The sequence below is a fragment of the Pseudomonas azadiae genome, from assembly GCF_019145355.1.
GTDB classification, from domain to species: domain Bacteria; phylum Pseudomonadota; class Gammaproteobacteria; order Pseudomonadales; family Pseudomonadaceae; genus Aquipseudomonas; species Aquipseudomonas azadiae.
The window spans coordinates 860,820-887,198 of the sequence record NZ_JAHSTY010000002.1 but is presented as its reverse complement, the minus strand read 5'-3'; the positions used below and the strand labels follow the sequence as shown (position 1 = coordinate 887,198).

Annotated in this window: 23 protein-coding genes; 13 read left to right on the top strand and 10 right to left on the bottom strand. The window is 61.9% G+C overall.

Translation table 11 applies throughout. The features are described from left to right. Nucleotides 1–468: 468 nt before the first annotated feature. A complete protein-coding gene (locus KVG91_RS20430; protein WP_169375838.1) occupies nt 469–2,100 on the bottom strand; it encodes an AMP-binding protein in 1,632 nt (543 codons plus the stop codon). A gap of 150 nt (nt 2,101–2,250) precedes the next feature. Here KVG91_RS20430 and KVG91_RS20425 point away from each other — a divergent pair, with 150 nt between their 5' ends. From KVG91_RS20425 to KVG91_RS20410, 4 genes are read left to right on the top strand one after another with little or no spacing between them, the layout of a single operon-like run. Further along, on the top strand, nt 2,251–3,414 hold the full coding sequence (locus KVG91_RS20425; RefSeq protein WP_169375837.1) for an isovaleryl-CoA dehydrogenase: 1,164 nt from the start codon (nt 2,251–2,253) through the stop codon (nt 3,412–3,414). An 11-nt stretch (nt 3,415–3,425) separates the two neighbouring features. Beyond that, complete coding sequence (locus tag KVG91_RS20420; protein WP_169375836.1) at nt 3,426–5,033, top strand: carboxyl transferase domain-containing protein; 1,608 nt, start codon at nt 3,426–3,428, stop codon at nt 5,031–5,033. Nucleotides 5,034–5,047: 14 nt separating this feature from the next. Next, nucleotides 5,048–5,854 carry a gamma-carboxygeranoyl-CoA hydratase gene (locus tag KVG91_RS20415; RefSeq protein WP_169375835.1) on the top strand — a complete coding sequence of 269 codons (807 nt, stop codon included), beginning with the start codon at nt 5,048–5,050 and terminating at the stop codon, nt 5,852–5,854. Then, on the top strand, nt 5,851–7,776 hold the full coding sequence (locus KVG91_RS20410; protein ID WP_169375834.1) for an acetyl/propionyl/methylcrotonyl-CoA carboxylase subunit alpha: 1,926 nt from the start codon (nt 5,851–5,853) through the stop codon (nt 7,774–7,776). The genes KVG91_RS20415 and KVG91_RS20410 overlap by 4 nt, the downstream gene beginning before the upstream one ends. Here the strand turns inward: KVG91_RS20410 and KVG91_RS20405 are convergent. Next, the gene (locus KVG91_RS20405) at nt 7,773–8,405 is read right to left on the bottom strand and encodes a LexA family protein (protein WP_169375833.1); all 633 of its coding nucleotides are present in this window, start codon (nt 8,403–8,405) and stop codon (nt 7,773–7,775) included. The two genes, KVG91_RS20410 and KVG91_RS20405, sit on opposite strands and share 4 nt — an antisense overlap. A gap of 129 nt (nt 8,406–8,534) precedes the next feature. On the opposite strand from KVG91_RS20405, the gene KVG91_RS20400 reads away from it, so the two are divergent. Then, nucleotides 8,535–8,885 carry a DUF6124 family protein gene (locus KVG91_RS20400; protein ID WP_169375832.1) on the top strand — a complete coding sequence of 117 codons (351 nt, stop codon included), beginning with the start codon at nt 8,535–8,537 and terminating at the stop codon, nt 8,883–8,885. Between the two features lie 464 nt (nt 8,886–9,349). Further along, complete coding sequence (locus tag KVG91_RS20395; RefSeq protein WP_169375831.1) at nt 9,350–10,501, top strand: M14 family metallopeptidase; 1,152 nt, start codon at nt 9,350–9,352, stop codon at nt 10,499–10,501. 62 nt (nt 10,502–10,563) lie between these two features. On the opposite strand, the gene KVG91_RS20390 is transcribed toward KVG91_RS20395, so the two are convergent. Continuing rightward, nucleotides 10,564–11,022, bottom strand: a complete 459-nt coding sequence (locus tag KVG91_RS20390) for a winged helix-turn-helix transcriptional regulator (protein WP_169375830.1) — start codon at nt 11,020–11,022, stop codon at nt 10,564–10,566. Between the two features lie 101 nt (nt 11,023–11,123). On the opposite strand from KVG91_RS20390, the gene KVG91_RS20385 reads away from it, so the two are divergent. Next, nucleotides 11,124–12,359 (top strand): MFS transporter, encoded by a 1,236-nt coding sequence (locus tag KVG91_RS20385; RefSeq protein WP_169375829.1) that lies wholly within the window; start codon nt 11,124–11,126, stop codon nt 12,357–12,359. Here the strand turns inward: KVG91_RS20385 and KVG91_RS20380 are convergent. Then, nucleotides 12,297–12,836 carry a cytochrome b gene (locus KVG91_RS20380; RefSeq protein WP_169375828.1) on the bottom strand — a complete coding sequence of 180 codons (540 nt, stop codon included), beginning with the start codon at nt 12,834–12,836 and terminating at the stop codon, nt 12,297–12,299. The two genes, KVG91_RS20385 and KVG91_RS20380, sit on opposite strands and share 63 nt — an antisense overlap. Continuing rightward, nucleotides 12,833–13,915, bottom strand: a complete 1,083-nt coding sequence (locus tag KVG91_RS20375) for a catalase family peroxidase (protein ID WP_169375827.1) — start codon at nt 13,913–13,915, stop codon at nt 12,833–12,835. The genes KVG91_RS20380 and KVG91_RS20375 overlap by 4 nt, the downstream gene beginning before the upstream one ends. 167 nt (nt 13,916–14,082) lie before the next feature. Here KVG91_RS20375 and KVG91_RS20370 point away from each other — a divergent pair, with 167 nt between their 5' ends. Then, entirely contained in the window at nt 14,083–14,589 is a 507-nt protein-coding gene (locus tag KVG91_RS20370; RefSeq protein WP_169375826.1) for a sigma-70 family RNA polymerase sigma factor, read from the top strand. Further along, nucleotides 14,586–15,323: an anti-sigma factor family protein gene (locus KVG91_RS20365; RefSeq protein WP_169375825.1), complete on the top strand. Its 738-nt coding sequence runs from the start codon at nt 14,586–14,588 to the stop codon at nt 15,321–15,323. Before KVG91_RS20370 ends, KVG91_RS20365 begins: the two co-directional genes overlap by 4 nt. Before the next feature lie 185 nt (nt 15,324–15,508). On the opposite strand, the gene KVG91_RS20360 is transcribed toward KVG91_RS20365, so the two are convergent. Further along, complete coding sequence (locus KVG91_RS20360; RefSeq protein ID WP_169375824.1) at nt 15,509–16,954, bottom strand: catalase; 1,446 nt, start codon at nt 16,952–16,954, stop codon at nt 15,509–15,511. Nucleotides 16,955–17,234: 280 nt separating this feature from the next. On the opposite strand from KVG91_RS20360, the gene KVG91_RS20355 reads away from it, so the two are divergent. Then, a complete protein-coding gene (locus tag KVG91_RS20355; RefSeq protein ID WP_169375823.1) occupies nt 17,235–18,551 on the top strand; it encodes a protein kinase in 1,317 nt (438 codons plus the stop codon). A gap of 189 nt (nt 18,552–18,740) precedes the next feature. Here KVG91_RS20355 and KVG91_RS20350 read toward each other — a convergent pair whose 3' ends face one another. Continuing rightward, nucleotides 18,741–19,448 (bottom strand): YebC/PmpR family DNA-binding transcriptional regulator, encoded by a 708-nt coding sequence (locus KVG91_RS20350; protein ID WP_058423896.1) that lies wholly within the window; start codon nt 19,446–19,448, stop codon nt 18,741–18,743. Between the two features lie 100 nt (nt 19,449–19,548). Continuing rightward, nucleotides 19,549–20,406, bottom strand: coding sequence for a LysR substrate-binding domain-containing protein (locus tag KVG91_RS20345; protein WP_169375822.1), 858 nt, complete (start codon nt 20,404–20,406; stop codon nt 19,549–19,551). 108 nt (nt 20,407–20,514) lie between these two features. Between KVG91_RS20345 and KVG91_RS20340 the strand changes: the two genes are divergently transcribed. From KVG91_RS20340 to KVG91_RS20330, 3 genes are all read left to right on the top strand, one after another. Further along, entirely contained in the window at nt 20,515–21,636 is a 1,122-nt protein-coding gene (locus KVG91_RS20340) for a 2-aminoethylphosphonate--pyruvate transaminase (RefSeq protein WP_169375821.1), read from the top strand. Further along, nucleotides 21,633–22,460: a phosphonoacetaldehyde hydrolase gene (gene phnX / locus KVG91_RS20335; protein WP_169375820.1), complete on the top strand. Its 828-nt coding sequence runs from the start codon at nt 21,633–21,635 to the stop codon at nt 22,458–22,460. Before KVG91_RS20340 ends, phnX begins: the two co-directional genes overlap by 4 nt. A gap of 112 nt (nt 22,461–22,572) precedes the next feature. Continuing rightward, on the top strand, nt 22,573–23,130 hold the full coding sequence (locus tag KVG91_RS20330; RefSeq protein WP_169375819.1) for a cytochrome b: 558 nt from the start codon (nt 22,573–22,575) through the stop codon (nt 23,128–23,130). Here the strand turns inward: KVG91_RS20330 and KVG91_RS20325 are convergent. Next, complete coding sequence (locus tag KVG91_RS20325; protein WP_169375818.1) at nt 23,120–24,004, bottom strand: 1-aminocyclopropane-1-carboxylate deaminase/D-cysteine desulfhydrase; 885 nt, start codon at nt 24,002–24,004, stop codon at nt 23,120–23,122. The genes KVG91_RS20330 and KVG91_RS20325 overlap by 11 nt on opposite strands. Before the next feature lie 324 nt (nt 24,005–24,328). Next, complete coding sequence (locus KVG91_RS20320) at nt 24,329–26,368, bottom strand: NADPH-dependent 2,4-dienoyl-CoA reductase (RefSeq protein WP_169375817.1); 2,040 nt, start codon at nt 26,366–26,368, stop codon at nt 24,329–24,331. Between the last annotated feature and the right edge of the window lie 11 nt (nt 26,369–26,379).

Genomic DNA, 26,379 nt, shown 5'->3' with positions numbered 1-26,379 from the left:
ACTCTGACATAACAAAAACAACACGGCAGAGACGCAGCTAACAGATTTTTTTGGAGAAGATGTGCTTCGCAGGGTACGGCGTGCCGAAACCCGCAACCGGTTAGAGAAAAATAAAACTACCTCAGGTAGCTACCCACTGGTTGGACCGTTAACGAAGAAGCAAGTCAGCGCTCAAAAAAATACGTTTGCTCTTGACCCCGGATGGGGGTCGCCAAAACAGCGGTAAAGGGTAACGGTTGCCAAAAACAACAATAGACCGCCCCTCAATAATAAAAAAAGAGCACGCAACGACACATTAAAGGGGACCCTCGGGTCCCCTTTGTGCTTTCTGGATTTTGATCATTCATCTGACACTCTGCCATTCAATGTGGGAGCTGGCTTGCCTGCGATAGCGGTCTGTCAGCCAGTTCATCTGTGCCTGATACGCCGCCATCGCAGGCAAGCCAGCTCCCACATGGGTTGGCGTTGTCAGCGCGACTGGAGCTCCTCAATCGAAATCTCGCGCATGCGGAATTTCTGGATCTTGCCCGTTACCGTCATCGGAAACGCCTCGACGAACTTGAAGTGCTTGGGCGTCTTGAAGTGCGCAATGCGGCCCTTGCACCAAGTTTGCAGTTCAAGCTCATTGGCCACATGGCCTGGATGGAACTTGATCCAGGCCACGATGGCTTCACCGTAGCGCTCATCCGGAATGCCGATCACCTGCACATCCGCCACTGCCGGGTGGGTGAAGAAAAATTCTTCCACTTCACGCGGGTATACGTTCTCACCGCCGCGAATGATCATGTCTTTGTTGCGCCCCGCGATGCACACGTAGCCCTGGGCGTCCATGCTCGCCAGGTCGCCGGTGTGCATCCAACCGGCGTCGTCGATGGCCTCGCGGGTGGCCTCGGGGTTGTTCCAGTAGCCGAGCATCACGCTGTAGCCACGCGTGCACAACTCGCCGATCTCTCCGCGCGCGACGGTGTTGCCGTCGGCGTCGATGATCTTGTTTTCCAGTTGCGGCTGGGTGCGACCGACGGTGGTCACGCGGCGCTCCAAGTCGTCATCGGCGCCGGTCTGCAAGGACACTGGGCTGGTTTCGGTCATGCCGTAGGCAATCTGCACTTCACTCATGTGCATCTGGCTGATTACCCGGCGCATCACTTCGATGGGGCATGTGGCTCCGGCCATGATGCCGGTGCGCAGGCTCGCCAGGTCGAATTCGCCAAGACGCGGGTGATCGAGCATGGCGATGAACATGGTGGGCACGCCGTACAGGCCGGTGGCGCGTTCTTCGGCGACGGCGGTGAGGGTCAGCAGGGGATCGAAGCCGTCATTGGGGTAGATGATCGTAGTGCCATGGGTGATGCAGCCCAGGTTGCCCATGACCATGCCGAAACAGTGGTACAGCGGCACCGGGATCACCAGGCGATCCTGGGCGGTCAGGCCGAGGCTTTCGCCGACCATGTAGCCATTATTGAGGATGTTGTGATGGCTGAGGGTGGCACCTTTGGGAAAGCCGGTGGTGCCGGAGGTGTATTGGATATTCACCGGCTGGTCGAAATGCAGGCTGGCTTGGCGGTTGTGCAGTTGTTCAGGCGGGACGCTTGCGCCCAGGGCCGATAGCTGCGACCAGGGCATAAAGCCTTCTGGCGGGTTGGGGTCGAGGCTGATGATGCCGCGCAGATCGGGTTGCAGTTCCTGCAACATCGCGTGGTAATCGGAGGACTTGAACGACCCGGCGCACACCAGCCACTGACAGCCGGACTGCTTGAGCACGTAGTCCAATTCACTGCTGCGATACGCCGGATTGATATTCACCAGGATCACCCCGAGCTTGGCGCTGGCAATCTGGCTGATGCACCACTCGGCGCAATTGGGCGCCCAGACACCCAGACGGTCGCCGGTCTGCATACCCAGCGCCAGAAACGCGCGCGCATGCACATCCACGGTCTCGGCCAATTGCCGCCAGGTGTACCGACGCTGTTGATGGCGCACCACCAAGGCTTCGCCATCGGGATACTGTGCAACGGTCTGATCGAACGCCTGGCCAATGGTCTGCGCCAGCAAGGCTTTGTCCTGGGCGCCACGGCTGTAGCTCTGATTGGGTTGATCCATAACGACCCCTGTTGTCTTTTTTGTAGGTTGACGTAAACGTAAACTACGATTGACAGCGCTGTAACGCAAGCTTACGTTAACGTAAAGGTGAGCGCCCTCCTCCGGCGCGCCATTCACACAAAAACAAAGCTCACATTAAGGTGCCTGTCCATGAGTTACCCGTCCCTGAACTTCGCCCTCGGTGAAACCATCGACATGCTGCGCGACCAGGTGCAGTCCTTCGTGGGCAAGGAAATCGCGCCTCGCGCGGCCCAGATCGACGTCGACAACCTGTTTCCCGCCGACCTGTGGCGCAAGTTCGGCGACATGGGCCTGCTGGGCATCACTGTGCCGGAAGAATACGGCGGCGCCGGCCTGGGTTACCTGGCCCACGTGGTGGCCATGGAAGAAATCAGCCGGGGTTCGGCGTCGGTGGCGCTGTCCTACGGCGCGCATTCCAACCTGTGCGTGAACCAGATCAACCGCAACGGCAACCACGCACAGAAACTCAAGTACCTGCCCAAGCTCATCAGCGGCGAACATGTCGGCGCCCTGGCCATGAGCGAGCCGAACGCCGGGTCCGATGTGGTCTCGATGAAACTGCGCGCCGACAAACGCGGCGATCATTACGTGCTCAACGGCAGCAAGACCTGGATCACCAACGGCCCCGACGCCAGCACTTACGTGATCTACGCCAAGACAGACCTGGAAAAAGGCGCCCACGGCATCACGGCCTTCATCGTCGAGCGCGACTGGAAAGGCTTTAGCCGCAGCAACAAGTTCGACAAGCTGGGCATGCGCGGCTCCAACACCTGCGAACTGTTTTTCGATGACGTGCAGGTGCCCGAGGAAAACATCCTCGGCGTGCTCAATGGCGGCGTGAAAGTGCTGATGAGCGGCCTGGACTACGAACGCGTGGTGCTCTCCGGCGGCCCGACCGGGATCATGCAGGCCTGCATGGACCTGATCGTGCCCTACATCCACGACCGCAAGCAGTTTGGCCAGAGCATCGGCGAATTCCAGTTGATCCAGGGCAAGGTGGCCGACATGTACACCCAGCTCAACGCCAGCCGCGCCTACCTCTACGCGGTGGCTCAGGCCTGCGAGCGTGGCGAAACCACGCGCAAGGACGCCGCCGGGGTGATCCTCTACAGCGCCGAGCGCGCCACTCAGATGGCCCTCGACGCGATCCAGATTCTCGGCGGCAATGGCTATATCAACGAATTCCCCGCCGGGCGCCTGCTGCGTGACGCCAAGCTGTACGAAATCGGCGCGGGCACCAGTGAGATCCGGCGGATGCTGATCGGTCGCGAACTCTTCAACGAAACCCGCTGAAGGAGCGCGCCATGGCCACCTTGCACACCCAACTCAACCCCCGCTCGGCAGAGTTTGCCGCCAACAGCGCGGCGATGCGCCAACAGGTCGACGCCCTGCACAGCCTGCTTGCGCAGGTGCAGCAAGGCGGCGGCGCCAAGGCGCAGGAGCGCCACACCTCGCGCGGCAAGTTGCTGCCTCGGGAGCGCATCAACCGCCTGCTCGACCCCGGCTCGCCGTTTCTTGAACTCAGCCAACTCGCCGCCCATCAGGTGTACGGCGAAGACGTGCCCGCCGCCGGCGTGATCGCCGGGATCGGCCGGGTGGAAGGCGTCGAATGCATGATCATCGCCAACGATGCCACCGTCAAAGGCGGCTCCTACTACCCGCTCACCGTGAAAAAGCACCTGCGCGCGCAGACCATCGCCGCGCAGAACCGCCTGCCCTGCATCTACCTGGTGGACTCCGGCGGGGCCAACCTGCCGCGTCAGGACGAGGTCTTCCCCGACCGCGAGCACTTCGGGCGGATCTTTTTCAACCAGGCCAACATGAGCGCCCAGGGCATCCCGCAGATCGCCGTGGTGATGGGGTCATGCACCGCCGGCGGCGCCTACGTGCCGGCCATGGCGGACGAAGCGATCATGGTGCGCAACCAGGCAACGATTTTCCTCGCCGGCCCGCCGCTGGTGAAAGCGGCAACCGGTGAGGTGGTCAGCGCCGAAGACCTCGGCGGTGCCGATGTGCACTGCAAAATCTCAGGCGTGGCCGACCACTATGCCGACAACGACGAGCACGCGCTGGCGCTGGCTCGACGCAGCGTGGCCAACCTCAATTGGCGCAAGCAGGGTGAGGTGTCGCAACGCACGCCCGAGGCACCGCTGTACAGCAGCAAAGAACTGTACGGCGTGATCCCGGCCGACGCCAAACAGCCTTTTGATGTGCGGGAGGTGATCGCCCGGCTGGTGGACGGCTCGGTGTTCGATGAATTCAAGGCGTTATTCGGTACCACCCTGGTATGCGGTTTTGCGCACTTGCACGGCTACCCGATTGCGATCCTGGCCAATAACGGGATCCTGTTTGCCGAAGCCGCGCAGAAGGGCGCGCATTTTATCGAGCTGGCCTGCCAGCGCGGCATTCCACTGCTGTTCCTGCAGAACATCACAGGGTTCATGGTCGGCCAGAAATACGAGGCCGGCGGCATCGCCAAGCACGGCGCCAAGCTGGTCACCGCCGTAGCCTGCGCCAAGGTGCCGAAGTTCACGGTGATCATCGGCGGCAGTTTTGGTGCCGGTAACTACGGCATGTGCGGTCGCGCCTATGATCCTCGCTTCCTGTGGATGTGGCCCAATGCTCGCATTGGCGTGATGGGTGCCGAACAGGCCGCCGGCGTGCTGGTGCAGGTCAAGCGCGAGCAGGCTGTACGCGCGGGCGCCGGTTTCAGCGCCGAGGAAGAAGCGGCGATCAAGCAACCGATCCTCGACCAGTACGAGACCCAGGGCCACCCCTACTACTCCAGCGCGCGCCTGTGGGACGACGGTGTCATCGACCCGATGCAGACCCGTGACGTGCTGGCGCTGGCTTTATCCGCTGCGCTGAACGCCCCCATCGAGCCGAGCCGCTTCGGCGTGTTCCGCATGTAAATGGAGCTGTACCCATGAGCGATTTCAACACCCTCGAACTGATCACCGACAGCCGTGGCTTTGCCACGCTGTGGCTCAGTCGTGAAGCCAAGAACAATGCGTTCAATGCCCAGATGATCCGCGAACTGATCATCGCCCTCGACCAGGTGCAGGCTGATCCCTCCCTGCGTTTCCTGGTACTGCGCGGGCGCGGCAAACATTTCAGCGCCGGCGCCGACCTGGCGTGGATGCAGCAATCGGCCGAGCTGGACTACCACACCAACCTGGACGACGCTCGCGAACTGGCGGAGCTGATGTACAACCTGGCCAAGTTGAAAATCCCGACCCTGGCGGTGGTGCAAGGCGCGGCCTACGGCGGCGCGCTGGGCTTGATCAGTTGCTGCGACATGGCGATTGGCGCGGACGATGCGCAGTTCTGCCTGTCGGAAGTGCGCATCGGCCTGGCACCGGCGGTGATCAGTCCATTTGTAGTGCAGGCCATCGGTGAACGCGCGGCGCGGCGCTATGCGCTGACCGCCGAACGCTTTGGCGGACAGCGCGCCCGCGATATCGGTTTATTGGCAGAAAGCTATCCCTCCGGCGAGCTGGATCAGCACGTGGAGCAGTGGATCGCCAACCTATTGCAAAACAGCCCGGCGGCGATGCGCGCCAGCAAGGACTTGCTGCGCGAAGTGGGCAACGGAGCCCTGACGCCAGCCCTGCGCCGCTACTGCGAAAATGCCATTGCGCGCATTCGGGTCAGCGCCGAGGGCCAGGAAGGCCTGCGCGCCTTCCTGCAAAAACGCCCACCGAGCTGGCAGCCTCAGGAGCCGCGTTCATGAGCACACTGACGACGCTGCTGGTGGCCAACCGTGGCGAGATCGCTTGCCGGGTGATACGCACTGCCAAGGCGATGGGCCTGACCACCGTGGCCGTGCACAGCGCCATCGACCGCGATGCCCGCCACAGCCGCGAGGCCAATATTCGTGTTGACCTGGGCGGTAGCAAGGCTACCGACAGTTACCTGCAAATCGACAAGTTGATCACCGCCGCCCAGGCCAGTGGCGCCCAGGCGATCCATCCGGGTTATGGTTTTTTGTCGGAGAACGCCGGGTTTGCCCGTGCGATCGAAGCGGCAGGTTTGATCTTCCTCGGCCCGCCCGCCTCGGCCATCGATGCCATGGGCAGCAAATCGGCCGCCAAGGCGCTGATGGAAACCGCCGGCGTGCCGCTGGTGCCGGGTTATCACGGCGAAGCCCAGGACCTGGAAACCTTCCGGGCCGCCTGCGAACGCATCGGCTATCCGGTGCTGCTCAAGGCCACGGCCGGTGGCGGTGGCAAGGGCATGAAGGTGGTCGAGGACGTGAGCCAACTGGCCGAGGCCCTCGCGTCTGCCCAGCGTGAGGCGCTGTCGTCCTTCGGCAATGGGCAGATGCTGGTGGAAAAATACCTGCTCAAGCCGCGTCACGTGGAGATTCAGGTGTTCGCCGACAAGCATGGGCATTGCCTGTACCTCAATGAACGCGATTGTTCGATCCAGCGTCGCCACCAAAAAGTCGTCGAGGAAGCGCCGGCGCCAGGCCTGAGCGCTGAACAACGCAAGGCCATGGGCGAAGCCGCCGTGCGTGCGGCCCAGGCCATTGGTTATGTCGGCGCGGGCACCGTGGAATTTTTGCTGGACGCGCGCGGCGAGTTCTTCTTCATGGAGATGAACACGCGGCTGCAGGTGGAACACCCGGTGACCGAGGCGATTACCGGTCTCGACCTGGTCGCCTGGCAGATTCGCGTGGCCCAGGGCGAGGCGCTGCCGATCACACAGGAGCAGGTGCTGCTGACCGGCCATGCGATTGAAGTACGGCTGTACGCCGAGGACCCGGCCACTGATTTCCTGCCCGCCACCGGGCACCTGACGCTGTACCGTGAGTCCGCGCCGGGCCCGGGCCGTCGGGTGGACAGCGGCGTCGAACAAGGCGACAGCGTGTCGCCCTTCTACGACCCCATGCTCGGCAAGCTGATTGCCTGGGGCGAAGACCGTGAACAGGCGCGACTGCGGTTGCTGGGCATGCTTGATGAGTTTGCCATTGGCGGCCTGAAGACCAACCTGGGCTTTTTGCGGCGCATTATCGGGCACCCGGCGTTCGCCGCAGCCGAGCTGGATACCGGGTTCATTCCGCGTTATCAGGATGAGCTGCTGCCGGCCCCTGGGGAACTGAGCGATGCATTCTGGCAGGCGGCGGGCGCGGCCTTCATGCAGAGCTTACCGTCCGGGGACGGGCCTTGGGCGGATAAACGAGGGTTTCGCGCCGGACTGCCTGCCGAGGTGACCCTGCACCTGAGCTGCAACGGCCAGGATCGTCTGGTGACCTTGGCGGCGGATGCACCGCAGCTGCTGGGCGAACATCTGCTGATCGAGCAACAGGGCGTGCGTCACCGTCATCTGGCGGTACGCGATGGCCGTACGCTGTATCTGCGCTGGGATGGCGAAATGCATGGCGTAACGCTGTTCGATCCGATTGCCGCGGTCGAAGCTAATCAATCCCATCAGGGCGGCCTGACCGCGCCGATGAACGGCAGCATCGTCCGGGTGTTGGTTGAGGTTGGCCAACACGTCGACGCAGGGGCGCAACTGGTGGTGCTGGAAGCCATGAAGATGGAGCACAGCATCCGCGCGCCCCAGGCCGGAGTGGTCAAGGCGCTGTTCTGCCAGGAAGGCGAAATGGTTGCAGAAGGTTGCGCGCTGGTCGAGCTCGAAGCGGCTGGCTAGAACTTCGCCGTGGCTTGGACGACAACGCCGAGGATGCGGCACTCGTCGGTCAACAGCTGTTTCGGGTACGTGGGATTGAGCGCTACCAGGTAGCGCTGGCCGCTCTCCTCCAGCAACTGGCGAAAGGTCGCCTGGGGCCGCCCGCTCCATTGGGCGACCACCAGTTTTCCGGGCTCGGCGGGGATGGCCGGATCGACCAGGATCATCATGCCCGCACTGATGCTCAGGCCGCTGGGGGCGGTCATGGCGTCGCCCGTGACCGGCAGCCAGAACGCGTCGCCCTGGGCGCGGTAGTCCGTCAACTCGAAGCGGGCCGTGCCATAAGGTGCTCGTTCTTCGCGGATTTCGCAAAGCCCTTTCCAATCGCTGACCGGGTAGCGGAAGTACGGGTTGTAGCTTTTCTGCTGGGTCACTTCATCGCCCCGCTCACGAATATCCAGCGCAACTTCCAGGTACCCCAGGCCCAGCGCCGCCAGCACCCGATTCATGTCCGCCAGGCTTGGCGCACGGCGCTTGTTGAGCCAATGGCCCACGCCGCCCTGGGACATGCCCAAGCGTTCAGCCAGCTCACCCTGCGTGACCTTGCGGTCTTCCATGTTGGTCCTGACCAACGCGATCCATTTATCCATGGCGCTGACAATACGTCACGTGGTTTCCAGGGCAATAAACAGTTTGTAGTAATCCATAAAACGACATAAATACGATACGTACTATCATCGGACATAAGGTTTTCGACACCCATCCAAGAGTAGCCCCTTATGACAACAAGCCCGTACCCACTGCCCGAAATCCCTGAAGACACTGAACTGCACGACCTGTGCAGCAGCGGCGCCGCCAAGCGCGCGTTGGACTTTTACTTGAAAGAAGATATGTCGGCATCAGGGGCGGATGGGGCGCTGTTCGCCATCAAGCCAGGCATCAGCCACGAGGAAGCCCTGGTGCATGCCTCGGACCTGCTGCGCAGCGCTGCCGCAACTGCCTATGAATCAGCGAACAGCCATCAGGGCAGCGATCGCGACCTGGCATTTTCAGTGGTGTATTTGATCGATATGGCGAAGGCGATGGTAGAGCGCTCATTGCAGGCGCCACAGGCTCAAGCGAACCCATGACAGGCGCACAGAAAAAATATTTCTATCCGAGAGATAAAAACATTTGACTTGCAAATGATAATGATTATTATTGGACCCAGCTGATCGCGAGATCAGTCGATAGACCAAGGGACCTTAGGTCGGACTCTTGGAATATCTCCTCATCAGGCTAATCACGGTTTTTGACCCGGCTCTTTGGCCGGGTCTTTTTTTTGCCAGTTTCCCTGGCATGGCTTCAGGCTAATGAAGACTGTGTATTGCTAAATGCGGCGCATGGTAGCAAAAGACTATCGTCGAATGAAAGCCAGTCGAACGCTCCGGGGCGGATCATTGCGAAATAGCGCGTGAGAATCAATCTCATGGACTCCGAGCTGCGGCGGCGTCAAGGATAACGCCCCCTCCCCTCGCAACAATTTTGCATCCAGTCTTTACCAGACTCCTGTGTAATATAGCCGCCACAATACTCATATCCAGGCAACCCGACTATGACCGTGGCCTTGACCTCCATCAAAATCAGCACTGACTTCGACAGCGGCAATATCCAGGTCCTGGATGCCCACGATGCCTATCAGTTATTGCTGGCAATCAAACCCGACACCCGTAGCCAACATTTCCAATGGTTTCACTTCAAGGCCGAAGGCATGCACGTGGGCCACACCCACACCTTTCGCCTGAGCAACGCGGGCAAGTCGTCCTACCGCCATGCGTGGAGCGGGTACAACGCCGTGGCGTCCTACGATCATATCAACTGGTTTCGCGTACCTACGCGGTTTGACGGCGAGATCCTGCACATCAGCCTCGAAACCCGCGAAAAGCACGCCTGGTTCGCCTATTTCGAACCCTACAGCCGCGAGCGCCACGACTGGCTGATCGACCAGGCCCTGAACCGCGCCGGCACGCAGTTGCTGGCCACCGGTAAAAGTGTTGAAGGGCGGGACATCCAACTGCTGCGGCGTGGCAAAGGCGGCGAGGGCCGCCGCAAGATCTGGATCATCGCCCAGCAGCACCCCGGCGAACACATGGCCGAGTGGTTTATGGAAGGCATCATCGAACGCCTGCAGCAGGACGGCGACGGCGAGCTGAAAAAACTACTGAAAGTGGCCGACCTGTACCTGGTGCCCAACATGAACCCGGACGGCGCCTTCCACGGCCATCTGCGCACTAACGCCATGGGCCAGGACCTCAACCGCGCCTGGCAGAGCGCCAGCCAGGAAACCAGTCCCGAGGTGCTCTTTGTGCAACAGCAGATGGAAAAATACGGCGTTGACCTGTTCCTCGATATCCACGGCGACGAGGAAATCCCCTACGTCTTCACCGCCGGCTGCGAAGGCAACCCCGGCTACACGCCGCGCATCGAAGCTCTGGAAAAACACTTTCGCAGCCACTTGAGCGGCCTGACCCGCGACTTTCAGACCACCCACGGCTACACCCGCGACTTGCCGGGCGAAGCCAACATGACCCTGGCTTGCAACGCGGTAGGCGAGCAATACGACTGCCTGTCCCTGACCCTGGAAATGCCTTTCAAGGACAACGACGACGCCCCCAACCCACACACCGGTTGGTCGGGTAAACGCTCGATGCAATTGGGCAAGGACGTTTTGAGCAGCGTGGCCGATATCGTCGACGTCTTGCGCTGATTATTTTGTGGCGAGCAAATTTATTGTGGCAAGCCCGCTCGCCACAAAAAAGCAGTAAACCCTCACGCTTTATGTAGCTCAACGGGCACCCGTCGACAATCCTCAGGCCCCAGCAGCCGCCCATCCGCCGAGCGCAGCTCCAGCGCTCGCAGCGGCTCGCCGTTGGCGTGGTCCACCATCACCGAATGCGCCTCGCCTGCGCCGTAGAAAAACCCCTCGCCCCACTGACGCAGCCCGATGATCACGTTGAACAGGCCGCGGCCCTTTTCGGTCAGCACATACTCCTGATACGCACTGCCATCCGACGCCGGCACGACCTCCAGCACCCCATGGTCCACCAGGCTGCGCAAACGCGTGGACAGAATATTCTTGGCCATGCCCAAACTGCGCTGGAATTCACCAAAGCGACGCATGCCATCAAACGCATCGCGGATGATCAGCAGCGACCAGCCATCGCCAATCGCATCCAGCGAACGCGCGACGGGGCATTCGGCGTTTTCAAAGCGGGTGAGCTTGACCATCGGGGCTGCCTATCGTCGACCAATAATGTGGTTGCAATATAAAACCGGAATCCTTACCGTACAACTAGTTTCATTTTAAAACCACAAGAAGGATTACCCGCATGTCGTCATCCCCCTTGAGCGGCGCGGTGGTAGTGCTGTTCGCCATCACCTGTGGCCTTTGCGTGGCCAACGTCTACTACGCCCAGCCGCTGCTCGACGCCATGGCCGAGACCTTCGCCATGGACCACGCCACTGTAGGCATCATCATCGCCCTCACCCAGGTCGGCTATGGCGTGGGGCTGTTATTGCTGGTGCCCCTGGGAGATTTGCTCAACCGGCGCAGGCTGATCGTCACCCAACTGCTGCTCTCCACCCTGGCCGTGCTGGTGGTGGCCTTGTCGTCCAGCAGCGCCTGGCTGCTGGCGGGCATGGCGCTCACCGGCCTGCTGGCGGTGGTCGCCCAGGTTCTGGTGGCGTTGGCGGCTCACCTGGCGTCGCCCGAACAACGTGGCCACGTGGTAGGGCTGGTCACCAGCGGAATTGTCGTGGGCTTATTGCTTGCGCGCTCCGTTTCAGGTGCCATGGCAGACGTGGCGGGTTGGCGCTCGGTGTACCTGCTCTCGGCGGGCCTGACGCTGTTGATGGCCCTGCTGCTGTGGCGGGTGCTGCCGGACACCGAGCAACCCCGCGCCACAGGTACCTATGCCGCGCTGATTCGCTCGGTGTTCAGCTTGTTCAAGGAAGAAAAGGTCTTGCGTGACCGTGCCGTGCTGGCGATGTTGATTTTCGCCGCCGGCACCGTCCTGTGGACGCCGCTGGTGTTGCCTTTGAGCGCCCCGCCGCTGTCGCTGTCGCACACGCAGATCGGCCTGTTCGGGCTTGCCGGTGCCGCCGGCGCGTTGGCTGCCGCCCGCGCCGGACGCCTGGCCGACAAAGGCTTGGCCCAATGGACCAGCGGCACGGCGCTGCTGCTGATGCTGTTGTCCTGGGTGGCCATCGGCTTTACCCAGTCATCGCTGTGGGCCTTGTTGCTGGGTGTGATCGTATTCGACCTGGGCCTGCAAGCCGTGCACGTCACCAGCCAGAGCCTGATCTACGCCGTGCGCCCCGACGCCCAGAGTCGCCTGGTGGCGGGTTACATGCTGTTTTACTCGGTGGGCAGCGCGCTGGGCTCGGTCAGTGCAACGGCGATGTATGCCTGGGGCGGCTGGCTTGGCGTGTGTAGCCTCGGCGCAGCGATCAACTTGCTCGCGTTGATCTACTGGCTGGCCACACTGCCTCCCGACGCCAGCTCAGTCCTTGCTGCCGGTCATGCTTTGCAGCACCCCGTCGCGGCGGATCAACCCATGGAATAGCGCAGCCGCCAGGTGCAGCAACACGGTCAGGAACAGCAGATAAGCCAGGTACCCATGCGCCTTGCGCAGCAGCGCAAACAACGGCGCATTCGCCGCCACCAGCGCCGGCAATCGCACCGAACTGCTGAGCATGACCGGGTCGCCCGCCGCCGAAATCATTGCCCAGCCCAGCAGCGGCAATACCAGCATCAAGCCGTACAGCAACAGATGCGACGCTTTGGCCGCCACCACCTGCCACAGCGGCAAGTCGGCGGGCAACGGCGGCTGGCGCGTGGAGAAGCGCACCATCAACCGCACGATCGCCAGCGCCAGGATCGCGATCCCCAGCGGCTTGTGCAAGTGGATCAACCATTCATGCCGCTCTGAAACAGAAGCCGCCAGGCCCGCACCGATAAACAACATGGCCATGACCATCAGCGCCATCAGCCAGTGCAGCAGGCGCGCAAGCGGCGCGAAAAACCGGGGTTGGGCATTCATGGCTTCGACTCCTGAGGGGCACTGTGCAACGGGCTGACTTCACTGGCGCGGCGCAGGTACGAACTGGCATACGCCGCCGAACGTGCCGCCAGCAACGGGTCGTTGGAGGCCTCGATGCCACTGGGCAAGATCAGCGGATCGAAGTTGATATCGCGGCAATCACCGTCCGCTTGCGGTTGGCTGCTTTGCAGCACCAGGGTGCCGGCGTTGATGACTGTATGCGCGCCCATCCAGGCCTTGCTCGCGTCATCCAGAGGATCGCCGGGGTTGGCCAGGGTCATGTTCAACTGCCAGCGCAGCGGCCCGGCGGCAAGGCGCTGCGCCAGGTCTTTCTCCAGGAAATCACTCCCGGCCGGAGCGGAATCCCCCGCTGCGTCCTGGCTCTGGGGCACCACGCCCCAACGAACGGCCTGGCGCTTGCCGTCGGCCCCCACCAGGTAAAAGGCGTTGATGCCGTTGTAGGTTTCGGTCGCATAACTGGCCGAAGGCTTGGCAGTCTTGACCCACGCCAGAAACTGCGCGGTCTCGGGATGGGCGGCGAAGAACGCCGGCATCGCTGCCGGGTTCGGCTTGCCGGTCGACGGGTCCGGTGCGCCAGCCTTGAGCAGTTGGTAGAACGCCTCGGGCGTGCCCACCGGGAATACCGGCATACTGTTCATGCCGGTGCGCCACTGCTGGCCGTTGGCCTGGCTGAACTGCACGGCAAAACTGCGGATCGGCACACTGCTGTCCGGTGCATAAGGGTTGCCACTGGGCAAGGCAAACCGCCCGATCAGCGGGGTCTTGGCCGCACTGAACACCTCAGCGCTGGAGTAAGCACGGACCTCGGCGCTGCTTTCGAAATAGCCGGCCACGCACACGCCCTTGGCATGGTTGCGTCGAAAGCCCGGGTGCGCACCGTTGTTGGTTTCCAAGGCGTTGACCAGGGTTTTAGGACGCAAGCGCTGTGGGTCGAGGGTGCCATTGACGTAGGCAAATGCCCCCGCCACAACCGCAACCACGGCACCGATACCCGCCAGGCGCGCGATCAGGCTCGCAGTGCTCAACGGAGGACGGGGCGGTGATGAATGATCTACCATCAAAGAGCTCCAGGGCCAGTGGCCTTAGGGGTAAACATAAGGTCGGAGCATTAAGACGAACGCCGATCGGCTCTATTCCCTGGAGCCTGGATTTATTTTTCACGGTCGGGAATAACCGTCCATGCCAGTCGTCTCTCTAGTCCCAGCGTAGTGAACAGCCCGCTCCCATGCATGAACTCGACGAACCGTTACGTGAACTCATCCCCAGGCTGCGGCGCTTTGCCGTGTCCCTGACGCGTAACGCCAGCAGCGCCGACGACCTGGTGCAATCGACCCTGGAACGGGCGGTCACCCATTGGGCCGAGAAACGCGTCGAAGGCGACTTGCGCGCCTGGCTGTTCTCGATCCTCTACCGGCAGTTCCTCGATGCCCACCGCCGCACCCGGCGCTATGCAAGGATGCTGGAGTTCTTCACCGGGCGTGACGATGCGCAGCCGTCGGTCGAGCGCACCGTGATCGCCCAGTCGACCCTGCAAGCCTTCGATCAACTCAACGCCGAGCAACGCGCGCTGCTGCTGTGGGTCTCGGTCGAGGGCATGAGCTACAAGGAGGTCGCCGAGATTCTCAACGTGCCCATCGGCACCGTGATGTCGCGCCTGTCCCGGGCGCGCCACGCCTTGCGTCAACTCAGCGATGGCGAAATTGCCAGCCCTTCCCTGCGGATACTCAAATGATCAGCCTGCCCCCCAGCGAACGCGATTTGCATGCCTACGTCGATCACCAACTGTTGGAGAGTGATCGCCGCGTGCTCGAAACGTATCTGGCCGCCCACCCGGACGTCGCAGCCCAGGTCCATGCCTGGCAGCACGACGCGCAATTGCTGCGCGCCGCATTGGGCGGTGCTCTGCAACAGCCGGCCAACCCGGACCTGGACCCGGCGCTGATCCGTCAGCGCCTCAAGCGCCAGTCGCGCCGCCACTTCGCCACGGCCGCCGTGTTGCTGATCGCAGTGAGCCTCGGCGGTGTCGGGGGCTGGCACGCCCGTGAAGCCACCCAGCCAGCAATGTTACCGATGGCCGATGCGATGCAGGCGTTTCGCTTGTTTGCCCAGGACGGCGTGATGCCAGCCGACTACAAGGGCCAGGGTAGCGACACGATGCAAGCCTGGCTGGATCGCTACTTCAGCGAGGCGCACCGCCTGCCAGACCTCAGCGCGGCAGGGTTCACCCCGGTCAGCGGGCGCTTGCTGACCACCGAGCAAGGCGCCGCCGCCATGGTGCTGTACGAAGACGCGCAAGGGCGGCGCATCAGTTTCTACATCCGCCCACCTGGCCCGGAAAACGGTTTCCTGCCCCGTGGCAGCCGCAGTGCCGATGGTTTGCAGGCTCAATACTGGTCCGGCGCGGGCTACAACTATGCGCTGGTCAGCCCGGTGGACCAGCCCACCCCGCCGATGCAGAAGTTCTAGAAGCCCGGCTTTTACTGCCCGATGAGAGACAGACACCCCAAGCCCCTGCGCCCGGCGGGTGCTATGCACCAGGCGGTTTTCCAGGTACACCAAGCAGCTCAAGGCCAGCACTGCGGGTGGTGCCGGCGCGAAGCTGCTGGTCTGGATCGGGGGCGGATGAAGACGGTTCTATAGCCCGTCCAACATCAAGGCCAAGGGATCCCAAGCTCAGCGGCAACCCCCTGGGCATATTCGGCACTCACTCCCGCGAAGTTTGTCAGTTGGCGCAGCACCACCGCATCACTGACCCCGGCCATCGCCCCACCAAGATTGGCGAACAACACCGCCTTTTCTGCAGGGGTCATGAGGTTGAACAGGGCCCGTGGATGTGAGTAATAGTCGTTATCCACCCGATGGTTGTAACGAGCTGTAGCACCGCCTTGGCGTAGCAACGGCTCTACAAATCTCGAGTCTTGTTTAGGCGCATCGACATCACTGTTGGGTTCGTAATTGAGGCTGGCGCCACCATTTGTACTTAACGCCATAGCGCCATCGCGTTGATAATTTTGTGCTGGACTCAGTGGCGCATTGATCGGCAGTTGCTGGTAATTGGTGCCAATACGATAACGTTGTGCATCGGGGTAAGCGAATACCCGACCTTGCAACATGCGATCAGGCGACAAGCCAATCCCTGGGACCACATTGGCCGGGCAGAAGGCCGACTGCTCAACTTCGGCATGATAGTTTTGCACATTGCGATTCAACTCGATCACGCCTACGTCCCTCAGCGGAAACTGGGCATGCCGCCATATCTTGGTGACATCGAAGGGGTTCTCGACAGAAGCAGCGGCCTGCGCCTCGGTCATGGTCTGTATACGCACCGTCCACTTGGGAAAATTCCCATTGTCGATGGCGTTGAACAAATCGCGCGTGGCGTAATCCGGGTCTGTACCGGCCAGTCGCATCCCTTCCGCCGTGGTCAGGTTTTTAATCCCTTGCTGGGTCTCAAAATGCCACTTGACCCACGTGCGCGTATTTGCATTATTCAACAAACTGAAGGTATGACTGCCAAACCCATGCATGTGGCGGAAGCCATCGGGAATAGCACGGGTTGAAAACAGAATGGTGACTTGGTGCAGTGACTCAGGGGAGAGCGAAAGAAAGTCCCACACATACTCTGCATTTGGCAGGTTGGTCTGCGGGTCAGGTTTTTCAGAATGGATAAAGTCTGGAAATTTTATCGGATCACGAATAAAGAACACCGGCGTGTTATTGCCCACAATGTCCCAGTTACCTTGCTCGGTGTAGAACTTTACGGAAAAGCCACGCGGGTTGATCACGGTGTCAGCAGAGCCGCGGGAGCCAATAACACTGGAGAACCGTGTAAAAATCGGCGTTTGCTTGCCAATACTGCTGAACAGTGCGGCGCTGCTGAAGCTGCTGATGTCGTTCGTGACCGTGAAGGTACCGTATGCAGCAGCCCCTTTGGCGTGCACACGCCGTTCAGGAATATTTTCACGGTTAAAATGGGCAAGCTTTTCGATCAATAGAACATCGTCGATCGCAATGGGGCCTATACGCCCGGAAGTTCGTGAGTTCTGGTTATCGGCAATGGGAGCGCCGCCATCGGTAGTAAGGGTTGTGGGACACATGTTCAATACTCCTCAAATCATTCATAGGACCGCCGCCTAACGAGCTGAGAGGACTACCGACCATCAAGATGACACCATTTATTTCCTACTACATGGACTTTGATAGGGATTATCAAGCGAAAACTTCAAGCTAATAACGCTTCGTTCAATTCATGGACAGCAGCAACTCAATTAATATAGCTGCCTTTTTTGAACACGATAAAAAAACACCCGACCGTTGGCATCGCTGATTTTGCTGCATCATCAGCCCTTTTTTACCTTTCGAGTGAACTCAAAGCGCATGGATACCCTCGCCCAACTCAAGGCCGGCCAATTGGCCGGCATCACGCGCCTGGACCTGTCCTGCGGGCTGACCGAATTTCCTCGGGAAATCTTCGAGCTGGCCGACTCCCTGGAAATTCTCAACCTCAGCGGTAACGCCCTGAGCAAACTGCCCGACGACCTGCACCGCTTGCCGCACCTGCGGGTGCTGTTCTGCTCGGACAATCGGTTTACCGAGCTGCCAGCAAGCCTGGGCCAATGCGCCCAACTGAGCATGATCGCCTTCAAGGCCAACCAGATCAGCCACGTGCCTGCCGCCGCGTTGCCGCCGCGGTTGCGCTGGCTGATCCTGACCGATAACCGCATCAGCGAACTCCCTTGCGAATTGGGCGAACGGCCGCTGCTGCAAAAGCTGATGCTGGCCGGCAACCAATTGGCGCAACTGCCGCAAAGCCTGGCCAACTGCCACAACCTCGAATTGCTGCGCATTGCCGCCAACCGCTTCACGCGCTTGCCGGATTGGCTGCTGGCGTTGCCGAGCCTGGCCTGGCTGGCCTATGCCGGTAATCCGGTGGAAATGGCGGTGCCGATGACGGACGATGAGGCCACCGTGGAGATTCCCTGGGCCGAGCTGGAACTCGCTGAAATATTGGGCGAAGGCGCTTCCGGCGTTATCCGCAAAGCGCTGTGGACATCGTCGGGCAAACCCGTCGCCGTCAAACTCTATAAGGGCACCATCACCAGCGACGGCTCGCCGCTGCACGAAATGCAGGCCTGCATCGCCGCCGGTCTGCACCCCAACCTGATCAGGATTGAAGGCCGTGTGGTCGGCCACCCCGATGACCAGGCCGCCTTGGTGATGGACCTGATCGACCCGAGCTACCGCAACCTCGCGGCCCTGCCGAGCCTGGCCTCGTGCACCCGCGATATCTACCCGCCGCACGCCCGCTTCAGCCTTGCCGTGGCCTTGCGCATGGCGCGGGGCATCGCATCGGTGGCGGCGCATCTACACCGGCACGGCATCACCCATGGCGACCTGTATGGGCACAATATCCTGTGGAATGAAGCCGGCGATTGTCTGCTGGGGGATTTTGGCGCGGCGTCGTTTCATGCCACGGCGGACACCTTGGAAACCAAGGCATTGCAGCGTATTGAAGTGCGCGCGTTCGGGGTGTTGCTGGGGGAGTTGCTGGAGCGGGTTGAAGAACAGGCGAGTGACGCGCTGACGGCACTGCAGGAAAGCTGCTGTCAGCCCGATGTGCTGGCGCGACCGGGGTTTGAGGAAATTGAAGCCATTCTGAGATCTATCCAACACCCTCAGCCCATCTTGGCTTAGGTACCTACACATCTATTGAGAGCCCGGCAACTTGTAGTGAGCGGGCTTGCCCCGCGCTGGGCTGCGAAGCTGCCCCAATAAAGACACCGCCGAGTTCCAGGTAGAACCAGGTCGCCTGGCTTGGGGCTGCTTCGCAGCCCAGCGCGGGGCAAGCCCGCTCACTACAGATCGAGTTCACTCAGCTAAAAATCAGCCAGCCAGGCCGACAAACATGTCCTGCACGTCATCATGGTTGTCCAGGCCTTCCAGGAAGGCTTCAACTTCCGCCATCTGCTCATCGCTCAAACCGCTCACCGGGTTTTTTGACAGGTAACCCAGCTTGGCCGACAGCACGGTGAAACCCTGCTCCGGCAAGGCTTTCTGTACAGCATCGAGGTCGGTGGTTTCGGTGATGAACAGCGTGGTGCCCTCTTCCTCGCCCGCTTCGAAATCCTGCGCTCCGGCTTCGATCGCGGCCATTTCCGGATCGGCGTCGGGGCTGTCCGGTGAGGCTTCGATCAACCCGACATGGTTGAAGTCCCAGGCCACGGAACCGGAAGCGCCCAGTTGCCCCTTGCGGAACGCCACGCGGATTTCCGCCACGGTGCGGTTGATGTTGTCGGTCACGCATTCGACGATCAGCGGCACCTGGTGCGGGGCGAAGCCTTCGTAGGTCACGCGGTGGTATTGCACGGTTTCACCGAGCAGACCGGCGCCCTTCTTGATCGCGCGGTCCAGGGTTTCCTTGGGCATCGAGGCCTTTTTGGCCTGCTCCACCACCAGACGCAGGTGGGCGTTGGTCGCGGTGTCGGCACCGTTGCGGGCGGCGATGGTGATTTCTTTCACCAGCTTGCCGAAGATCTTGCCCTTGGCGTTGGCTGCCGCTTCTTTATGTTTGACTTTCCACTGTGCGCCCATGACTCACTCTCTTTTCGTCCATCGCGCCCAAACGTCTACTGGCCGGCGCTTTGGGGGCAGAGTTTATAGCGCGGGCACACATCGTTCCACCAAAAAACCGTCAGGGCGCCAACTCGAAAAACGCCTGGATCAGGCGCAACGAGCGACGCCGCTCCATGCAGCCGAGCATGTGCCGGTTGACAAGCCTGTCGCCTCGCAAGGGAATTGCCCGCACCCTAGGGTCGGGGCTGACCTCCACCGACGACACCACGCCAACCCCCAATTCGGCGGCAACGGCCTCGGTCACCGCCTCGCGGCTGTCCAGTTCCAGTAGCACCCTGGGCAGCACACCGGCGGCCAGGCAAGCGTTATCCAAAGTGCGCCGGGTGATGGAACCGGGCTCACGCAACACCATGATCACCTCATGCAACTGCTCCAGGCGGATGCCCTCGGATTGCTTCGCCCACGGGTGGCCGGCCGGCACCAGCGCGCAGATCCGCGACTCGCTCAACGGCTCAAGATGCAGGCCGTTGCGCGGTTCCACTTCGGTGAGCACCGCCACATCGGCGTGTTCGGACAGCAGCGCCGCCAAGGTGTCCTGAGCATTGCCCAAGCGCAGGTTGACGGTAATCCCGGGGTAGCGCGCACGCAGGCTGGCGATCATGGGCATCACCAGGTGCGGGCCGTCCGCCGCCACTTCCAGGCGGCCGGTGAGCAACTGCCGGTTCGCCTCCAGCATCGCCTGCGCCTCATCCACCAGGCCGAAAATCGCCCGCGTGATCGCCGCCAGGCGTGCACCTTCCTCGGTCACCTCCACCCGGCGCGCGGTACGCCGCAGCAGTGGGATCTGGTAGTGCTCCTCCATGGCCTTGATATGCCCGGTGACCGCCGGCTGGCTGATAAACAGCCGCGCCGCAGCGCGGGTAAAGCTGCCCTCACGGGCGACAGCATCGAATGCACGGAGCTGGAACAGATTCATGTTTATCGGCCTCACTGATAGCTCGCATAACAACAAACAATTTGATTGATAACAAGCCAAACTGCAATTTAGGCGCCGTAGATTCAACCGATGCTCCGAGGTTTTGTAATGACGACGCCCATCCTGCTCACGCCCGGTCCCTTGACCACGTCCGCCCGCACCCGTCAGGCGATGCTGCTGGACTGGGGCTCCTGGGACGAGCGCTTCAACCAGCTCACCGCCAGCGTCTGCGAGCAATTGCTGGCGATCATCGACGGCGCGCACAGCCACCACTGCGTGCCGTTGCAGGGCAGCGGCACCTTCGCCGTCGAAGCCGCCATCGGTACACTGGTTCCGCGTGATGGCAAGGTGTTGGTGCTGATCAACGGCGCCTACGGCAAGCGCCTGGCGAAGATCTGCGAAGTGCTCGGTCGCGACTTCAGCACCTTTGAAACCGCCGAAGACGCACCCACCACCGCCGCCGATGTGGACCGTCTGCTGCACGCCGACCCGGCCATCACCCATGTCGCGCTGATCCACTGCGAAACCAGCACCGGCATTCTCAACCCGCTGGCGCAGATCGCTCGGGTAGTGAAACAGCACGGTAAGCGCCTGATTGTCGACGCTATGAGTTCCTTCGGCGCGCTGCCGATCGATGCGCGTGAAGTGCCCTTCGACGCCCTGATCGCCGCTTCCGGCAAATGCCTGGAAGGCGTGCCGGGCATGGGCTTCGTCTTCGCCGATAAACACGCGCTGGCCGCTGCCGAAGGCAACTGCCATTCCCTGGCGCTGGACCTGTTCGACCAGCACGCCTATAGGGCCAGGACCGGCCAATGGCGTTTCACCCCGCCGACCCACGTGGTCGCGGCCCTGCATGAAGCGCTGTTGCAATATGCCGAGGAAGGCGGCCTGCGCGCACGTCATCAACGCTATGCGCGCAACTGCCAGGCGCTGCTGCAGAGCATGGCCGACCTCGGCCTGCGCAGCTTCCTGCCGGCGGCGATCCAGGCGCCGATCATTGTCACCTTTCACGCTCCGCAAGATTCGCGCTACCGGTTCCAGGATTTCTATGAGCGGGTCAAGGCCCGGGGTTTCATCTTGTATCCCGGTAAATTGACCCAGGTGGACACCTTCCGCGTGGGCTGCATCGGCGATGTCGATCAAGCGCAGATGCGCGCCGCCGTCACCGCCATCGCCGACGCGCTGCACGCGATGCACATCCCTCTTACCTCCATCGGAACGCCCGCATGACCTACCACACTCCCAACACCCTCCAGGCGGTTATCCTCGACTGGGCCGGCACCGTGGTCGACTTCGGCTCGTTCGCGCCCACGCAGATTTTTGTCGAAGCCTTCGCCGAGTTCGGCGTGCACGTGTCCATCCAGGAAGCCCGTGGCCCGATGGGCATGGGCAAGTGGGACCACATTCGCACCCTGTGCGATCAACCGCAGGTCGCCGAACGCTATCGCAAGGTCTTCGGCCGCACGCCGACCGATGACGATGTGACCGCCCTCTACCAGCGCTTCATGCCGCTGCAGATCGAAAAGATCGCCGAGCACTCGGCGCTCATCCCCGGCGCCCTCGACACCATCGCGCGGCTGCGCGAGCAAGGCCTCAAGATCGGTTCCTGCTCAGGCTACCCCAAGCAGGTGATGGACAAAGTCGTCGCCCTGGCCGCCAGCAACGGCTATGTCGCCGACCACGTGGTCGCCACCGACGAAGTGCCCAACGGCCGCCCATGGCCGGCCCAGGCCTTGGCGAATGTCATTGCGCTGGGCATTGATGATGTGGCCGCCTGCGTGAAAGTCGACGATACGGTGCCGGGCATCCTCGAAGGCCGCCGCGCCGGAATGTGGACCGTGGCCTTGACCTGTTCCGGCAATGCGCTGGGCCTGACCTACGCGCAGTTCCAAGCCCTGGACAGCGCCACATTGGCGAGCGAGCGCATGCGCATCGAGGCACTGTTCGAAGGCTCGCGTCCGCATTACTTGATCGATACCCTCAGCGACCTGCCGGCGGTCATCGATGACATCAACGAGCGCCTGGCCCGTGGTGAGATGCCGCAAAGCCACTGATCGAGGTCAAGAAAACCGCAGGCACGGCGGGTAAACCGCACAGAACAGGCATACATTAAACGCACTTCGTCACTAAGAACCGGAGGTGACCTGATGAGTGAGGAACCCAGATATGCCGTGGAAAAACTCCGATACGCGCTACAGCACCCTGTCGATCGCGCTGCACTGGTTGATGGTGGTGCTGCTGGCGGTGGTCTACGCCTGCATTGAATTGCGCGGCCAGTTTCCAAAAGGCAGCGGCGCGCGAACGTTGATCGTCGAGATGCACTTCATGTTCGGCCTCACCGTATTTGTGCTGGTGTGGCTGCGTTTGTTTGCGCGCAGCCTTGGCAGGGCGCCCAGGATCGTACCGGCGCCACCGCAATGGCAGAGTCTGTTGGCGACGCTGGTGCATGCCGCGCTGTATGCGTTGATGATCGGCATGCCGATCGCCGGATGGCTGATCGTCAGTGCCGAAGGGCACTCGGTGATGTTCTATGGGATGGAGTTGCCGCCGTTGATCGCGCAAGACAAGGCATTGGCCAAGGCGATTGAAGGCTGGCATGTGCTGTTCGGCCAGATCGGTTACTGGCTGATCGGGCTGCATGCGTTGGCGGGCATTGCCCACCATTACGTCCTGCGGGACAACACCGTGTTGCGGATGATGCCAGGCAAGCGCGTCAGCCCGTGAACCCTCGGCAACCCTGCAGGCCGCCGGTGTGCACGAATATCAGGCGAGTACCGGGCATGAAGCGCCCGGCCTCGACCTGCGCCTTCAAGGCCAATAACGCCTTGCCGGTGTAGAGCGGCTCCAATGGCAGGCCGCAGGCTTGGTGCGTGGCGTCGATAAAGTCGAGCAGCAACGGATCGACGCGGGCAAAGCCACCTCGGCTCGCGTCCAGCAATTCATAACCGCCTTGCACGATGGCCTCGACGTTGCGCGCCACACCGTGGTCATCCGGCACCGCCATGGCGCCATATACCCGATGCGCGCCCGCCTCTGCCAGCACCAGGCCGGCCAGCGTGGTGCCGGTGCCTGCCGCCAGCCACCAGGCGTCATAGTCGGCCCAGCCGAGCGCGGGCAACTGCCTGCGCACCTGCTCCACCAACACTGCGCAACCCAACGCACCCGCCCGGCCACCCCCGCCTTCGGGCACCGGGTGCAACTGGGGATATTGCTCACGCCACGGCAACCAGAAGTCGGGCGCGTGGCGCGCGCGATAGCCGCCATAGCCCAGCCAATGCAGCTGCATGCCAAAGGCTTTCAGGTCGAGGACCGTGGGCGTGTCTTGGGGATGGCCGCGCAGCAGGCCGACGGTGGGGAAGCCAAAGCGTTTTCCCGCCGCCGCCAACGCGTGCAGATGGTTGGAATAGGCGCCGCCCAGGCTGATGATGCCGCAGGCGTCCTGCGCCTGAGCCAAGTGCCCGGTGAGCTTGAACCACTTGTTGCCGCTGATCAGCGGGTCGATAAGGTCCAGGCGCAGCACGGCCAGCTCGACGCCGTCCAGCCAATCGAGCTGTAAAGGTTCAAGGGGTGCGTGGGGCAGCCAATCGAAAGGGCCCATCGGGAACTGTCTGCATGAAAAACGGGGCGGCAGTCTAACACCGCCCCGATTGCCGTCTTACAACTCCATAGGTATCTACACGACTTTCAAAGGCCGACAAATCTCCATGTGGGCTGTAGAGCCCCGGCGAGGCTGCGAAGGCGGCGGCATGGCTGGCATCTTCATTGCCTGACCCACCGCTTTCGCAGCCTCGCTAAAGCTCGACAGCTCCCACATTTGATCGATTTACACGTGATAGGACTCAAGCAGCTATGAGGCCGCCACCCGATCAAGCTTCCTCGCCCCAGGCCAGTGCAGCACCGAACGTGGGTAGATACCCCCTGCTTACAACTCGGCAGCCAGGCGCGAACCCTGGTTGATGGCGCGCTTGGCGTCCAGCTCGGCCGCCACATCGGCGCCGCCGATCAGGTGCACATGCTGACCGGCCGCGACCAGGCCGTCGTGCAATTCGCGCAGCGGGTCCTGGCCGGCGCAGATGACGATATTGTCCACCGCCAGCACCTGGGGTGCACCCTCGGCACCGATGCGGATATGCAGGCCTTCATCGTCGATCTTCAGGTACTCGACGCTGTTGAGCATCTGTACCTGCTTGTTCTTCAAACCGGTACGGTGGATCCAGCCGGTGGTCTTGCCCAGACCGTCACCGACCTTGGAGGTTTTGCGTTGCAGCAAGAACACTTCACGCGCCGGTGCATGACGCTCGGGCTTGATCCCGGCCACACCGCCACGGGCTTCAAGCTGGGTGTCGATGCCCCATTCTTTCCAGAACGCTGCGCGATCCAGGCTGGTGGACACGCCTTGGTGCACAAGGAATTCCGACACGTCGAACCCGATGCCGCCGGCACCTATCACCGCCACGCGCTTGCCGACCGGCTTACGCTCCAGGATCACATCCAGATAGCTCAGCACCTTGGCGTGATCGACGCCTGGAATGGCCGGGGTACGCGGCGCGATGCCGGTGGCCAGGATGATCTCGTCATAGCCGCCCGCAGCCAACTGCGCAACGTCCACTCGGGTGTTGAGGCACACCTCCACGTGGGTGGTCTGCAATTTGCGCGTGAAGTAGCGCAGGGTTTCAAAAAACTCCTCTTTGCCCGGCACGCGCTTGGCGATATTGAACTGCCCGCCGATCTCGCTGGCCGAATCGAACAGGGTCACCTGATGACCGCGTTCGGCCGCAACCGTGGCCGCCGCCAGGCCGGCAGGGCCGGCGCCGACCACGGCGATCTTCTTGACCTGCTTGACCGGCAAGTAGTTGAGCTCGGTTTCGTAGCACGCACGCGGGTTGACCAGGCAAGTGGTCAGCTTGCCGCCGAAGGTGTGGTCCAGGCAGGCCTGGTTGCAGCCGATGCAGGTGTTGATTTCATCGGCGCGGCCAGCGGCGGCCTTGTTGACGAACTCCGGATCGGCGAGGAACGGACGCGCCATGGACACCATGTCGGCGTCGCCTTCGGCGAGGATCTGCTCGGCGATTTCCGGGGTGTTGATGCGGTTGGTGGTGATCAGCGGAATCGTGATTGAACCGCGCAGCTTGGCGGTGACTTTGCTGAACGCGCCACGGGGCACCTTGGTGGCGATGGTCGGGATACGCGCTTCGTGCCAGCCGATCCCGGTGTTGATGATCGTCGCACCCGCCTGCTCGATGGCCTTGGCCAACTGCACGATCTCTTCCCAACTGCTGCCGCCTTCCACCAGGTCGAGCATCGACAGGCGGAATATGATGATGAACTTCGGGCCCACGGCTTCGCGCACGCGGCGCACGATGTCCACCGCCAGGCGCATGCGGTTTTCATAGCTGCCACCCCAACGGTCGGTACGGTGGTTGGTGTGAGCAGCCAGGAACTGGTTAATAAAATAGCCTTCAGAGCCCATGATTTCTACGCCGTCGTACTCGGCGACCTGGGCCAGCAACGAACAGGTGACAAAATCCTGGATCTGCTTCTCGATGCCGTCTTCGTCCAGTTCCTTGGGCTTGAACGGGTTGATCGGCGCCTGGATCGCGCTCGGCGCAACCTGCCTGGGGCTGTAGGCATAACGGCCGGCGTGGAGGATCTGCATGCAGATCTTACCGCCCGCCGCGTGCACGGCCGTTGTCACGATCCTGTGCTTTTGCGCTTCTTCCTCGGTGGTCAGCTTGGCCGCGCCGGCATACACCCCGCCTTCGTCATTCGGGCCAATGCCGCCAGTGACCATCAGGCCCACGCCACCCCGGGCGCGTTCGGCAAAGTAGGCCGCCATGCGCTCGAAGCCGCCGGGTTTCTCTTCAAGGCCCGTGTGCATCGAGCCCATCAGGGTGCGGTTGCGCAAGGTGGTAAAACCCAGGTCCAACGGGGCCAGCAAGTGCGGATAGGCAACAGCGGTCATGGTCAAGCTCC